General features: G+C 70.9%; 11 protein-coding genes and 1 riboswitch. Of the genes, 8 read left to right on the top strand and 3 right to left on the bottom strand.

The window, feature by feature from the left end; all coding sequences use genetic code 11:
• Window positions 1-27: 27 nt before the first annotated feature.
• The 3 genes from lhpB to FFS27_RS17480 all read right to left on the bottom strand — a co-directional run bounded on the left by lhpB (window position 28) and on the right by FFS27_RS17480 (window position 2,869).
• On the bottom strand, window positions 28-1,143 hold the full coding sequence (lhpB, locus tag FFS27_RS17470) for a D-hydroxyproline dehydrogenase subunit beta LhpB (RefSeq protein WP_034013868.1): 1,116 nt from the start codon (window positions 1,141-1,143) through the stop codon (window positions 28-30).
• Window positions 1,140-2,084, bottom strand: coding sequence for a 4-hydroxyproline epimerase (locus tag FFS27_RS17475; RefSeq protein WP_003107552.1), 945 nt, complete (start codon window positions 2,082-2,084; stop codon window positions 1,140-1,142). Before FFS27_RS17475 ends, lhpB begins: the two co-directional genes overlap by 4 nt.
• A gap of 116 nt (window positions 2,085-2,200) precedes the next feature.
• Complete coding sequence (locus FFS27_RS17480; protein ID WP_003086767.1) at window positions 2,201-2,869, bottom strand: GntR family transcriptional regulator; 669 nt, start codon at window positions 2,867-2,869, stop codon at window positions 2,201-2,203.
• 300 nt (window positions 2,870-3,169) lie between these two features.
• On the opposite strand from FFS27_RS17480, the gene FFS27_RS17485 reads away from it, so the two are divergent.
• The 8 genes from FFS27_RS17485 to FFS27_RS17520 form a co-directional block, all read left to right on the top strand.
• A complete protein-coding gene (locus FFS27_RS17485) occupies window positions 3,170-5,209 on the top strand; it encodes an FUSC family protein (RefSeq protein ID WP_137952114.1) in 2,040 nt (679 codons plus the stop codon).
• Window positions 5,210-5,256: 47 nt separating this feature from the next.
• A riboswitch (cobalamin riboswitch) is annotated at window positions 5,257-5,464 on the top strand.
• A 96-nt stretch (window positions 5,465-5,560) separates the two neighbouring features.
• Window positions 5,561-7,399, top strand: coding sequence for a TonB-dependent vitamin B12 receptor (btuB, locus tag FFS27_RS17490; RefSeq protein WP_021264480.1), 1,839 nt, complete (start codon window positions 5,561-5,563; stop codon window positions 7,397-7,399).
• Between the two features lie 63 nt (window positions 7,400-7,462).
• Window positions 7,463-8,074 (top strand): cob(I)yrinic acid a,c-diamide adenosyltransferase, encoded by a 612-nt coding sequence (cobO, locus tag FFS27_RS17495; RefSeq protein ID WP_003086769.1) that lies wholly within the window; start codon window positions 7,463-7,465, stop codon window positions 8,072-8,074.
• A 31-nt stretch (window positions 8,075-8,105) separates the two neighbouring features.
• Window positions 8,106-9,413 (top strand): cobyrinate a,c-diamide synthase, encoded by a 1,308-nt coding sequence (locus tag FFS27_RS17500; protein WP_003086772.1) that lies wholly within the window; start codon window positions 8,106-8,108, stop codon window positions 9,411-9,413.
• A 1-nt stretch (window position 9,414) separates the two neighbouring features.
• On the top strand, window positions 9,415-10,071 hold the full coding sequence (gene bluB, locus FFS27_RS17505; protein ID WP_003086774.1) for a 5,6-dimethylbenzimidazole synthase: 657 nt from the start codon (window positions 9,415-9,417) through the stop codon (window positions 10,069-10,071).
• Window positions 10,068-11,006, top strand: coding sequence for an adenosylcobinamide-phosphate synthase CbiB (gene cbiB, locus FFS27_RS17510; RefSeq protein WP_034013870.1), 939 nt, complete (start codon window positions 10,068-10,070; stop codon window positions 11,004-11,006). The genes bluB and cbiB overlap by 4 nt, the downstream gene beginning before the upstream one ends.
• On the top strand, window positions 10,999-11,994 hold the full coding sequence (cobD, locus tag FFS27_RS17515) for a threonine-phosphate decarboxylase CobD (protein ID WP_003133501.1): 996 nt from the start codon (window positions 10,999-11,001) through the stop codon (window positions 11,992-11,994). Before cbiB ends, cobD begins: the two co-directional genes overlap by 8 nt.
• Window positions 11,987-13,266, top strand: a 1,280-nt coding sequence (locus tag FFS27_RS17520; RefSeq protein WP_137952115.1) for a cobyric acid synthase, incomplete at its 3' end; no start/stop codon positions are given. The genes cobD and FFS27_RS17520, both read left to right, overlap by 8 nt.

The following is a 13,266-nucleotide window of genomic DNA, read 5'->3' on the forward strand; positions in this document are numbered from 1 at the left end:
GCGGACGCCGGTCGATGAACAGTTCGATCATGGCCGGGCACTCCCGGAGCTGAAGAGGAAGCGTCGCGGCAGATAAGGCGTGGCATCCAGCGGCGGCGTTTCGCCGAACAACTGGGCGGCGAGCAGGCGCGCGCTGCCCGGCGCGGTGGTCACACCCAGGCCCTCGTGGCCGACCGCCAGCCACAGGCCCGGCTGCGCCGGGTGCTCGCCAAGCAGCGGCAGGCCGTCCGGAGTGGCGGCGCGGAAGCCGGTCCAGGCGCGGATCGCATTGAGGCCGGCGAGCCCCGGCAGGTAGTCCAGGGCACGCCGCAGCATGCGCGCCAGCACCGGGCCTTCCACCTGCGGGTCGAGCGTGTCGAACTGCCGCGAGGAGCCGAGGAAGACCTGCCCGGTGGGGCGCGGCTGGGCGTTGAAGGCTACCGAGGTACCGCTGCTGGCGTGGGCGCTGCTGACATAGCCGAGTTCCACCAGTTGATGGCGGAGGGTGCCGGGATAGCGGTCGGTGATCAGCAGGTGGCCTTTCTTCGGGCGGATCGGCAGCTCCGCGCACAGCTCGCCGGCATGGATGCCGTTGGCCAGCACCAGCGCCTCGGCGCTCAGCCAGCGGCCGTCGGCCAGGCGCAGGCGGCTGCCGTCCACTTCGCTGACTTCGGCGTACAGCCGTCGCAGGCGCGGCCCGGCCTGGTCGAGCAGCCAGCGCGCGGCGTTGGGCGCGTAGAGGATGCCGTCGCCGGACACCTCCAGGGCGCCGGCCAGGCCCGGCCGCAGGGCCGGTTCGAGGGCGTACAGGCGCGCGGCGCCAAGCATCCGGCAGGCAACGCCGGCGGCTTGCAGCGCCTGGCGCTTGCGTTCGGCCTCGGCGAGTTCGCTGGCGTCGGCGGCCAGCCAGAGGGTGCCGCAATTGCGGTACGCGCAGTCTTCCGGCAGATCCGCCGCCCAGGTGCGCCAGGCCTGGATCGAGTAGTCGCTGAGGGCCAGTTCGGCCGGGTTGTCGTCCATCGCCACCAGGTGCCCCATGCCCACCGCGGTGGCACCGCCGCGGCGGCTATCCAGCACCAGTACGTCGAGGCCGCGACGCGCCAGTTCATGGGCGCAGGCGCTGCCGACGATGCCGGCGCCGACCACGATGACCTCGGCGTTCACCGGCGGATGCCCCAGGCGAACGGATCGTCGTCCGCCAGCAGCAGGGTGGCTTCCGCGCTGACGTGGGCGCGGCCGCGGATGGTCGGCACGATACGCCCGCCGGGCTGGCCGTCGAGCCATTCGTAACGCCCCTCGAACTGGCTGCCGATCACGCTCGCCTGGCGCCAGGGCTGGCCGGGCAGCAGCTTGCCGTCGGCGGCCAGGCAGGCCAGCTTGGCGCTGGTGCCGGTGCCGCAGGGCGAGCGGTCGTAGGCCTTGCCGGGGCAGAGCACGAAGTTGCGGCTGTCGGCGTGGGGGTCGTCGGCGAACAGTTCGATGTGATCGATGGCGCCGCCGTCCTCGCCGCGGATGTCCTGGTCGTCCAGCGCCTGCTGGACGGCGACGGTGTAGGCGGTGAGGGCGTCGAGGTTGTCGCCGGCGAGGCGCTGGCCGTGTCCGGCGACCAGGAAGAACCAGTTGCCGCCCCAGGCGATGTCGCCGCTGACCCGGCCGATGCCGGGCACTTCGACGCTGACCTGGCGACGGTAGCGGTAGGCCGGCACGTTGCGCACGCTGACCGAGCCGTCCTCGTGGAGGGTCGCCTCGACCTCGCCGACCGGTGTCTCGATGCGGTGCACGCCGGGACCGATCCGCCCGAGGTGTGCCAGCGAGGCGACCAGGCCGATGGTGCCGTGGCCGCACATGCCGAGGTAGCCACTGTTGTTGAAGAAGATCACTCCGGCACAGGCTTCGGGATCGACCGGTGCGCAGAGCAGGGCGCCGACCAGTACGTCGCTGCCGCGCGGCTCGAGGATGCAGGCGGCGCGCCAGGCGTCGTGGCGCTCGCCGAGCAGGCGCCGGCGCTCGGCCATGTCGCCCTGGCCGAGATCGGGAAAGCCGCCGATGACCAGGCGGGTGGGCTCGCCGCCGGTATGCGAATCGATGATGCGGATGCGTTGCATGGTGGCCCTCGCCTGTGCCGGGGAATGCGCCACAGGGTGGCGTTTCGGCGGGGCGGGGCGCTTGAGGGTTTTCGCTCAGGCGGATGACGAAAGCGGCATAGCCGGGATGGCCCGGCTCAGGTGCTGGCCGGGCGGTTCGGCAGGTGTTCGTAGAGGGTCCGGCAGACCCCGACGATATGTGCCTCGATCAGTGCCGCGGCCCGTTCGGCATCGCCGGCGCGACAGGCGGCGACGATCTCGCGGTGTTCCTGGTCGGCGCGCTGCTTGCCTTCGGACAGGCTCATCTGCATGCGCAGGTAACGTTCCAGCTTGTCGTGGATGGAGCGGATCAGGTTGACCAGGAACGGCCGCTGTGCCGGTTCGTAGAGGCAGGCGTGCAGTTGCCAGTTGAGTTCGGCCCAGCGGCCGACGTTGTCTTCGCCGACGAAGTCGGCGCAGATCGCCTCGGCGCGGGCGAAGGTGGTCTCGTCCATGTTCGGCACCGCCAGGCGGATCGCCTGCGCCTCGAGCAGCACCCGCACTTCGAACATCTGCGCCAGTTCCGGTTCGGAAATACGCGTCACCACCGCGCCCTTGTTGCGCTGGAACAGCACCAGGCCTTCCGCCTCCAGGCGCTTGAGGGCCTCGCGGACGGGAATCTTGCTGACATTGAAGAGTTGCGCGATGTCGTCCTGGCGGATCGGTTCGTCCTCGGCGAAATGCCCGGCGATGATCGCTTCGCGCAGGTGCTTGGCGATGATCTCGGAGGCCGAAGGGGCGATGCCCAGGTTAGGGGCGTTGAGCATGGAGAGAGGCAAGCGGGGCAACCTGCGTGGCGTTGGGAACGTGCGGGATATTGTATACGAACGTTCGGCGGCTGCCGCTGCCGGTTGGCGCCTTCTGCGCAGGCGTGTTGGTCGGCTCCAGTGGGCCTCCGTGCTGCTGCGGGACGCCCTTGGCGTGATGCCTCCCACGCAGGAGAGATGCGGGCGGCGGCGCATGTTTCGCAGGGCGAAACGCTCTTCCGGAAAGTTCGCGGAGAGGCTGGACAATAGAAAATTAGCTTGCTAATAATTCGCTCGCTCATGTATTTCGGGGCGTCCGCGATGGCCAAGCCTTCCTTCTTTTCCTCCGACCTGGTGCAGGTGCTGCTGTGCCCGCGCCTGCACGAACTGCAGTTCGCGGTGAAGGCCCTGCTGGCCGGCGGGTTGGCCCTGTACCTGGCCTTCAGCCTGGAGCTGGAGCAGCCGCAATGGGCATTGATGACGGTGTTCGTGGTCAGCCAGCCCTATAGCGGCATGGTCCTGGCCAAGGGCATGTTCCGCCTGATCGGCACCTGCGCCGGTGCGCTGGTGTCCATCGGCATGGTCGCGCTCTATGGCCAGGCATCGCTGCCCTTCCTCCTGCTGATGGCGCTCTGGCTGGCGTTCTGCACCGCCGGCGCGTCGCTGCTGCACAACCATGCGTCCTACGGTTTCGTCCTGGCCGGCTACACCGCGGCGATCGTCGCCCTGCCGGCCAGCGCCGATCCGGCGACGGTGTTCGACCAGGCGGTGGCCCGCTGCTCGGAGATCGGCCTGGGCATCCTCTGCGCGGCGCTGGTGAATGTGCTGCTCTGGCCGCGGCGCCTGGAACGCCAGTTGGCGAACCAGGGCAAGGCGGCCTGGGAGGCCGGCTTGCAGGCGGCCGCGGCGGAGCTGCGCGGCGCCGACGAACGCGGCGAGCTGCTCGCGGCGCTGGGGCGGATCGCCGCGGCGGACGCCCAGCGCGACCACGCCTGGTTCGAGGGCGCGCTCGGCCGCGCCCGTTCCCAGGCCTTGCGCGTGCTTGGCCTCGACCTGCTCGGCCTGCTGCGCGCGGCGCGCAAGGTGGCTCGCGAGCGGAGGCTGCTCGATCCGGCCAGCGCGCACGCCTTGCAGCCCTGGCTGGAAGAACTCGAGGCACTGTTGCGCGCGGGCCGCCCGGCCGAGTTCGAGGCCTGCCGGCAGCGCTTGCGCCTGGCGCTGGACGCGGCGCACGGACAGTTGCACCTGTGCCTGGTCTGCCTCGAACGCCTGCTCGGCGAGGCGAGGGCGGCCGGGCGCAGCGTCGAGGCGCTGGTCTATGGCGCGCCCACCCGCCAGGCGCCGGGCGCCATCGCCTGGCACCGGGACATCGAGCGCGGCGTGCTGTTCGGCCTGCGCAGCGCCCTGGCGTTCCTCTGCGTGGCCGCGTTCTGGCTGGCCAGCGCCTGGCCGAGCGGGTTGGGCGCGGTGTCGATCACCGGCGTGGTGCTGAGTCTCTTCGCCAGCCGCGACAACCCGGCCCAGGCCGGCCTGAACTTCCTTCGCGGGATCCTCCTGTCGATCCCGCTGGCCGGCTTCGTCGCACTGTTCTACCTGCCCGGCGTGGACGGCTTCCCGCTGCTCTGCCTGGGCCTGGGCGTACCGCTGTTCTTCGCCGCGCTGTGCGTGAACCGGGCGAGCCTGGCCGGGATCGCCTCGCCGTTCTGCATCTTCTTCGTGAAGAACGTCGCGCCGAGCAACAGCATGAGCTACGACCTCGCGCACTTCCTCAACAACGCCCTGTCGACGGTGCTTGGGGTGGCCTTCGCCGTGCTGGTGTTCAACCTGGTCAGCCTGCGGCCGGGCGAACGCCATTACCGGCGCATGCTGCAGGCCACCCTCGGCGACCTGGCGCGGCTCACCCTGCGCTCGCCGGCGCAGGCCGAGGCCTGGTTCGGCGGGCGCACCGCGGATCGCCTGATCCGCCTGGCGCAGCGCTACGACCGTTTACCGGAGGGGCGCCGCCAGCCCTGGTCGGACGGCCTGATGGGACTCGACTTCGGCGACGAGCTGCTCTACCTGCGGCAGTGCCTGGAGGAGGTCCCGGCGTCCCTGGCGCAGGCCCGCGACCGCTACCTGCGGCGCCTGCGCCTGGCGCTGCTGGGCGATGGCCCGCGGGCCGAGCGTGAACACGCCCTCGACCCGCCGACCGCGCGCCTGCTCAAGGCCCTGGCCGCCAGCCCGCTGGCCGGCAGCGAACGCGGCGAGCTGGCCGGCGCCGCGCTGGTGCAGTTGCAGGCTACCTGGCGGCAGTGGTGCCGCAGCCATGCTCCGGCCGGGACGGCGCTGCGCGCGGACCCGCTCCCCGGAGCCGGGCGCTAGTTCTGCGGTGGCCGGCCACATTGACCGCGCAAGCCCCGAACCACTAAGCTGCGCGCCTTGCGACAGGTGCCCCGCAAGGGGTGAAACAGGGAAGCTGGTGCGTTCCGTCGGAACCAGGCCAGCGCTGCCCCCGCAACGGTAGGCGAATCAGACAGCCGCTCGATGACCACTGTGCTCCGGCATGGGAAGGCGCGGCTGGAAGCGTCCAGCGCTTCGCTCGCGAGCCCGGAGACCGGCCTGACGCACCCACGGCATCGCGGAGGGCGCTGTCGGACGTCTCCTGCCGTCGCTTCGTCCTCCGTCTGCCTCAACCCAGGTCGCGCGGGTGAGAGCGACGGAGCAGCGCAGAGCATGAACAGAGTTTTCCTGACCCCGGCAGCCGTGGCGCTGTGCGGCGCGTCTTCCCTGAGCCTGGCCGAACCGGTCAGCCTTGCCGACCAGGTGGTGACCGCCACCCGTACCGCCCAGACCGCTTCCCAGAGCCTGGCGGCGGTGAGCGTCATCGACCGCGAGGATATCGAGCGCAGCCAGGCGCGCAGCGTGCCGGAGCTGTTGCGCCAGGTACCCGGCGTGTCGCTGGCGAACAACGGCGGTTTCGGCAAGAACACCACGCTGTTCCTGCGCGGCACCGAGTCCGACCATGTGCTGGTGCTGATCGACGGCATCAAGGTCGGCTCGGCCAGCGCCGGCCTCACCGCGTTCCAGGACTTGCCGGTGGAGCTGATCGAGCGCATCGAGGTGGTCCGCGGGCCGCGTTCCAGCCTGTACGGCTCGGAGGCCATCGGCGGGGTGATCCAGATCTTCACCCGGCGCGGCGACGGCCAGGGCGCCAAGCCGTTCTTCTCCGCCGGCTACGGCACCCATCACACCCTGGAGGGCAGCGCCGGGGTCAGCGGCGGCGCCGGCAACGGCTGGTACAGCCTCGGGGTGAGCAGTTTCGATACGGCGGGGATCAATACCAAGCGCGCCGGTACTGCGGGCTATGAGCCAGACCGCGACGGCTACCGCAACCTGTCCGGCAACCTGCGCGGCGGCTATCGCTTCGACAATGGCCTGGAACTCGACGGCACCCTGCTCAGGGCCAAGTCGCACAACGACTATGACCAGGTCTTCGGCAACTCCGGTTTCAATGCCAACGCCGACGGCGAGCAGAACCTGGTCGGCGGCCGTGCCCGCTTCACTCCGTTCGATCCCTGGCTGGTGACCCTCCAGGCCGGGCGCAGCGAGGACAAGGCCGATGCCTATCAGGATGGCCGTTTCTACTCGCGCTTCGATACCCGTCGCGACAGCCTGTCCTGGCAGAACGACCTGACCCTGGCCGAAGGCCATGTGCTGACCCTCGGCTACGACTGGCAGAAGGACGAGATCAGCAGCAGCGAAGCCTTCAGCGTCGACTCGCGGCTGAACAAAGGCTGGTTCGCCCAGTACCTCGGCCGGTACGGTCGCCAGGATTGGCAACTGAGCCTGCGCCGCGACGACAACCAGCAGTTCGGCGTGCACGACACCGGCAGCGCCGCCTGGGGCTACGCGCTGAGCGACGCGCTGCGCTTCACCGTCAGCTACGGCACGGCGTTCAAGGCGCCGACCTTCAACGAACTCTACCTCCCCGACTACGGCAATCCCGACCTGGACGCCGAGACTTCGCGCAGCCTGGAGGTCGGCCTCAGCGGTACGCACGACTGGGGGCACTGGGCGGTGAATGCCTATCGTACGGACATCGACTCGCTGATCACCTATACAACCCGTCAGGGGCTTTATGTGCCGTTCAACATCGACGAAGCGCGCATCCGTGGCGTCGAACTGGTCCTCGGCAGCCAGTGGCTGGGCTGGGACTGGAACGCCAACGCGACCTTCCTCGACCCGCAAAACCGTTCCGGCGGCGTCAACGACGGCAACGAGCTGCCGCGCCGGGCGCGGCGGATGTTCAACCTGGAACTGGACCGGCGCTTCGAGCGTCTTTCGCTGGGCGCCAGCGTGCACGCCGAAGGCCGACGCTATGATGACCCGGCCAACGAGGTGCGCCTGGGCGGCTACGCCACCCTCGACCTGCGCAGCGAGTACCGGCTGAACGACGAATGGCGCCTGCAGGGCCGGATCGCCAACCTGTTCGGTGCCGACTACGAAACCGCGTATGGCTACAACCAGCCTGGCCAGGCGGTCTACCTCAGCGTGCGCTACCAGGCTCTGTGAGGCCGGGTATTTCGAATGAACGAGGCGACGGCGCGGCCGCGTCGCCGCAAGGAGTGATCGACGATGAACGAATCCCCCGAGAAGGACCAGCGCCACCGCGAGCGGATGGAGCGCAAGAAGGCCGTGGTCGACGAGAAGATCGCCCAGGCCCGCGACGAACGCGGCGTGCTCCTGGTGCATAGCGGCAACGGCAAGGGCAAGAGCAGCTCGGCCTTCGGCATGGTCGCGCGGGCCCTGGGCCATGGCATGAAGGTCGGTGTCGTGCAGTTCATCAAGGGCGCCGCCAGCACCGGCGAGGAAGCCTTCTTCCGGCGTTTCCCCGAGGAAGTCAGCTATCACGTAATGGGCGAGGGCTTCACCTGGGAGACCCAGGACCGCCAGCGCGACATCGCCAAGGCCGAGGCGGCCTGGAAGGTCGCCGCGCAATTGCTGGCCGACCCGGACGTTGGCCTGGTGGTGCTGGACGAACTGAACATCGCCCTCAAGCACGGCTACCTGGAACTGGACAGGGTCCTCGCCGACATCCAGGCGCGCCCGGCCATGCAGCATGTGGTGGTGACCGGTCGCGGCGCGCAGCCGGGGATGATCGAGGCCGCCGACACGGTGACCGAGATGAGCCTGGTCAAGCACGCGTTCAAGGCCGGGATCAAGGCGCAGAAAGGAGTGGAGTTCTGATGCCGGCGCCATGCGCGGAGACGCTTCGCCCATGACCCAGGCACGCTGTCCGGCCCTGCTGATCGCCGCCCCGGCCTCCGGCCAGGGCAAGACCACCGTCACCGCCGCCCTGGCCCGCCTGCATGCGCGCCAGGGGCGACGGGTGCGGGTGTTCAAGTGCGGACCGGACTTCCTCGACCCGATGATCCTCGCCCGCGCCTCCGGCGCGCCGGTCTACCAGCTCGACCTGTGGATGGTCGGCGAGGCCGAAGCGCGACGCCTGCTGGCGCGGGCCGCCGGCGAGGCCGACCTGATCCTCATCGAAGGGGTGATGGGCCTGTTCGATGGCAACCCCTCGGCGGCAGACCTGGCGCGGCGTTTCGGCGTGCCGGTGCTGGGGGTGATCAACGGCGCGGCGATGGCCCAGACCTTCGGCGCCCTGGCCTACGGCCTGGCGCATTTCCAGCCGGACCTGCCGTTTTCCGGAGTGCTCGGCAACCGCGTCGGCAGCCAGCGCCACAGCGACATCCTGCGCGATTGCCTGCCGCCCGGCATGCGCTGGTTCGGCGGTCTGCCGCGCTCGGCCGAATTCGAATTGCCGAGCCGCCACCTGGGCCTGGTCCAGGCCGAGGAACTGGCCGATCTCGATGTGCGCCTGGACGCCGCCGCCGACGCCTTGCGGGCCAGCGCCGAGACCGACCTGCCGGAGCCGGTGACCTTCGAGGTGCCCGCTCCGGCGCCGCTGCAACGCAGCCTGGAAGGCGTGCGCATCGGCGTGGCTCGCGATGCCTCGTTCGCCTTCCTCTACCAGGCCAATCTCGACCTGCTGCGCGAACTCGGCGCCGAACTGGCGTTCTTCTCGCCGCTGCAGGACCAGGCGTTGCCCGCCGTGGACAGCCTGTACCTGCCGGGCGGCTATCCCGAACTGCACCTGGGGCGCCTGCAGGGCAATCGCGCCATGGCCGAGGCGATCCGAGCCCACCATGCCGCCGGCAAGCCGCTGCTGGCCGAGTGCGGCGGCATGCTCTACCTGCTCGACTGCCTGGAAGACGCCGACGGCGAGCGCGGCGAACTGCTCGGCCTGCTGCCGGGCCGGGCGCGCCTGCAGAAGCGCCTGACCGCCCTGGCCTTGCAGGAGGTCGAGCTGCCGGAAGGGCGGCTGCGCGGGCATACCTTCCATCACTCGACCCTCGACTGCGCCGTCGAGCCTCTGGCCCGTGGCGTCTGCCCGAACGGCCGGAACACGGCGGAGGCGGTGTTCCGTCTTGGCCGGCTGACGGCTTCCTATATCCATTTCTACCTGCCTTCCAACCCGCAGGCCGCCGCCGCGTTGCTGGCGCCCGCGCGAGACGCCGACTGACATGTCCGATTCTTCCCACGCCTTCAGCGCCACGGAACGCGCCGCCGTCTACCGGGCCATCGCCGAGCGCCGCGACATGCGCCACTTCAGCGGCGGCAGCGTGGCGCCGGAGCTGCTCGCGCGGCTGCTGGAGGCCGCGCACCAGGCGCCCAGCGTCGGCCTGATGCAACCCTGGCGCTTCATCCGTATCACCGAGCCGGCGTTGCGCCGGGCCATCCACGGGCTGGTCGAGGACGAACGCGGACGCACCGCCGAAGCCCTCGGCGAGCGCTCCGACGAGTTCATGCGGCTCAAGGTCGAGGGCGTGCTGGATTGCGCCGAACTGCTGGTCGCCGCCCTGATGGACGACCGCGAGCGCCATGTGTTCGGTCGCCGGACCCTGCCGCAGATGGACCTGGCGTCGCTCGCCTGCGCGATCCAGAACCTCTGGCTGGCCAGTCGCGCCGAGGGCCTGGGGATGGGCTGGGTATCGTTGTTCGATCCGGCCGCGCTGGGCGAGTTGCTCGGCCTGCCGCCCGGCAGCGAGGCGGTGGCGGTGCTCTGCCTGGGCCCGGTGGCGGAGTTCTACCCGGCGCCGATGCTGGCGCTGGAGGGTTGGAGCGAACCGCGTCCGCTGGCCGAGCTGGTCTACCAGAACCGTTGGGGCGAGCGAGCATGAGCGCACTGCTGGGTATCCTCGGCGTGGCGCTGGATGCGCGCTTCGGCGAGCCGCAGGGCTGGCACCCGCTGGTCGCCTTCGGCCGCCTGGCCGATCGCCTGGAGCGCCGTTTCAACCGCTCGCGCCTGGCCGGCGAGGGCGATCCCGGGGCCGGCTGGCGCAGCCACGGGGTGACCGCCTGGGTCCTCGCGGTACTGCCGCTGACCCTGCTGGCCTGGGCGCTCGCTGAACTTCCCTACCTCGGCTGGCTGGTCCAGGCCCTGGCGCTGTACGCCGCGCTCGGCCTGCGCAGCCTCGGCGAGCACGCCGAACCGGTGGCGCTGGCCTTGCGCGCCGGCGACCTGGACGAGGCGCGGCGACGTGTCGGCTACCTGGTCAGCCGCGATACCCGCGAGCTGGACCAGGCCGGGGTCGCCCGCGCGGCCACCGAATCGGTACTGGAGAACGGCAGCGACGCGGTCTACGCCGCGCTGTTCTGGTTCGCCGTGGCCGGCGCGCCGGGGGTGGTGCTGTATCGCCTGAGCAATACCCTGGACGCGATGTGGGGCTACCGCAACGCGCGCTTCGAGCGCTTCGGCTGGGCCGCGGCGAAGATCGACGACATCCTCAACTACCTGCCGGCGCGGCTGGTGGCGCTGACCTACGCGCTGCTCGGCGGCACCCGCCAGGCCCTGCGCTGCTGGCGAGAGCAGGCGCCGCAATGGGACAGCCCCAACGCCGGCCCGGTGATGGCCGCCGGCGCCGGTGCGCTGGGCGTGTCCCTGGGCGGCGCGGCGATCTACCACGGCGAGCTGCACCAGCGGCCGCTCCTCGGCAGCGGCCCGCAGCCGCAGGGCCGCGACATCTATCGGGCCCTGGCGCTGGTGCGCCAGGGCGTGCTGCTCTGGCTGCTGGTGCTGGCCGGACTCTGGGCCATGGGGTGGCTGCATGCTTGAACACGGAGGGCGGTTGCGCGAGGCGGCGCGCCGCTACGACATTCCGCTGGCGGACTGGCTGGACCTGTCCACCGGCATCGCGCCCTGGCCGTTTCCGCTGCCGGCGATCCCCGAGCAGGCCTGGACCCGCCTGCCGGAGAGCGACGACGGCCTGGAAGCCGCCGCCTGCCTCTACTACGGCGCCGAACGGGTATTGCCGCTGGCCGGCAGCCAGGCGGCGATCCAGGCCCTGCCAAGGTTGCGGCGGGGCGGGCGGGTCGGCGTCCTGTCGCCGTGCTATGCCGAGCACGCCCACGCCTGGCGCCAGGCCGGGCACCTGGTGCGGGAGATCGGCGAGGCCGAGGTCGAGCCCTATCTCGACAGCCTCGACGTGCTGCTGGTGGTCAACCCGAACAACCCCACCGGGCGGGTCTTCGAGCCCGCCGAGCTGCTGGCCTGGCATGCCCGCCTGCAACGTCGCGGCGGCTGGCTGCTGGTCGACGAGGCGTTCATGGACTGCACCCCGCAGTCGAGCCTGGCGGCCTGTAGCAACCGGCCCGGATTGATCGTGCTGCGCTCGTTCGGCAAGTTCTTCGGCCTGGCCGGTGCGCGGCTCGGCTTCGCCCTCGGCGAACGGCCGCTGTTGCAGGCGCTGGCCGAGCAGCTCGGTCCGTGGACGGTCAATGGCCCGGTGCGCCATGTGGCCCAGAGTGCCTTGCGCGACCGCCAGCAACAGCGCCAGCAGCGCGAGCGCCTGCTGGCCGCCAGCCAGCGCCTGGAGGAACTGCTGCGCCGCCACGGCTGGCCGCCGGCGGGCGGCAGCGCGCTGTTCCAGCGCCTGGTCGATCCACGCTGCGCGGCGTTGCACGACTACCTGGCACGGCGCGGCATCCTCACCCGCCAGTTCGAGCAGCCGGCCAGCCTGCGCCTCGGCCTGCCCGCCGACGAGGCCGCCTGGGCCCGGCTCGATGCCGCGCTGCTCGGCTTCAAGGAGCCTGCTCATGAGTGATCGCGGACGGACCCTGATGGTCCAGGGCACCACCTCGGACGCCGGCAAGAGCACCCTGGTGACCGCGCTGTGCCGCTGGCTGGCCCGGCGCGGCGTCGCGGTGGTGCCGTTCAAGCCGCAGAACATGGCGCTGAACAGCGCGGTCACCGCCGACGGCGGCGAGATCGGCCGCGCCCAGGCGGTCCAGGCCCAGGCCTGCCGGCTGGCGCCGCACACCGACATGAACCCGGTGCTGCTCAAGCCGAACACCGACATCGGCGCCCAGGTGATCATCCATGGCCGCGCGGTGACCAGCATGGACGCCGCCGCCTACCACGACTACAAGCGCGTGGCGATGGAAGCGGTGCTGGCTTCCCATGGGCGGCTCGCCGCCGCCTACCGGGTGGTGATGGTGGAGGGCGCCGGCTCGCCGGCGGAGATCAACCTGCGCGCCAACGACATCGCCAACATGGGCTTCGCCGAAGCGGTGGATTGCCCGGTGATCCTGGTCGCCGATATCGACCGCGGCGGGGTCTTCGCCCACCTGGTCGGCACCCTGGAACTGCTCTCCGACTCGGAGCGGGAGCGGGTCAAGGGCTTCGTCATCAATCGCTTCCGCGGCGACATCGCCCTGCTGCAACCCGGCCTCGACTGGCTGGAGGCGCGCACCGGCAAGCCGGTGCTCGGCGTGCTGCCCTATGTCAGCGACCTGCACCTGGAGGCGGAGGACGCCATCGACACGCGCCAGGCGGCCAAGGTCGGGCCGCGCCTGAAGGTGGTGGTGCCGGTGCTGCCGAGGATCAGCAACCACACCGATTTCGATCCGCTGCGCCTGCACCCCCAGGTCGAGTTGAGCTTCGTCGGCCCCGGCCAGGCGCTGCCGTCGGCGGACCTGATCGTCCTGCCCGGCTCGAAGAGCGTGCGCGCCGACCTCGCGGCGCTGCGCGAGCGTGGCTGGGACGAGGCGATCCTCCGTCACCTGCGCTACGGCGGTCGCCTGCTGGGGATCTGCGGCGGCCTGCAGATGCTCGGCGAGCGCCTGCACGATCCGCTCGGCCTGGAAGGCGCGGCCGGCAGCAGCGCTGGCCTCGGCCTGCTGGCGTTGGAAACGACCCTGGAGGCGGACAAGCAATTGCGCAACGTACAGGGCCGCCTGAGCCTGGAGGATGCGCCGCTGTCGGGCTACGAGATCCATGCAGGGGTCACTCGTGGCGAGGCCCTGGCGCGGCCGGCGGTGGTGCTCGACGATGGCCGCGCGGATGGTGCCCGCAGCGTCGACGGGAACGTCATGGG

The sequence above is a fragment of the Pseudomonas sp. 2VD genome (assembly GCF_005503585.1).
In the GTDB taxonomy this organism is placed as follows: Bacteria; Pseudomonadota; Gammaproteobacteria; order Pseudomonadales; family Pseudomonadaceae; genus Pseudomonas; species Pseudomonas aeruginosa.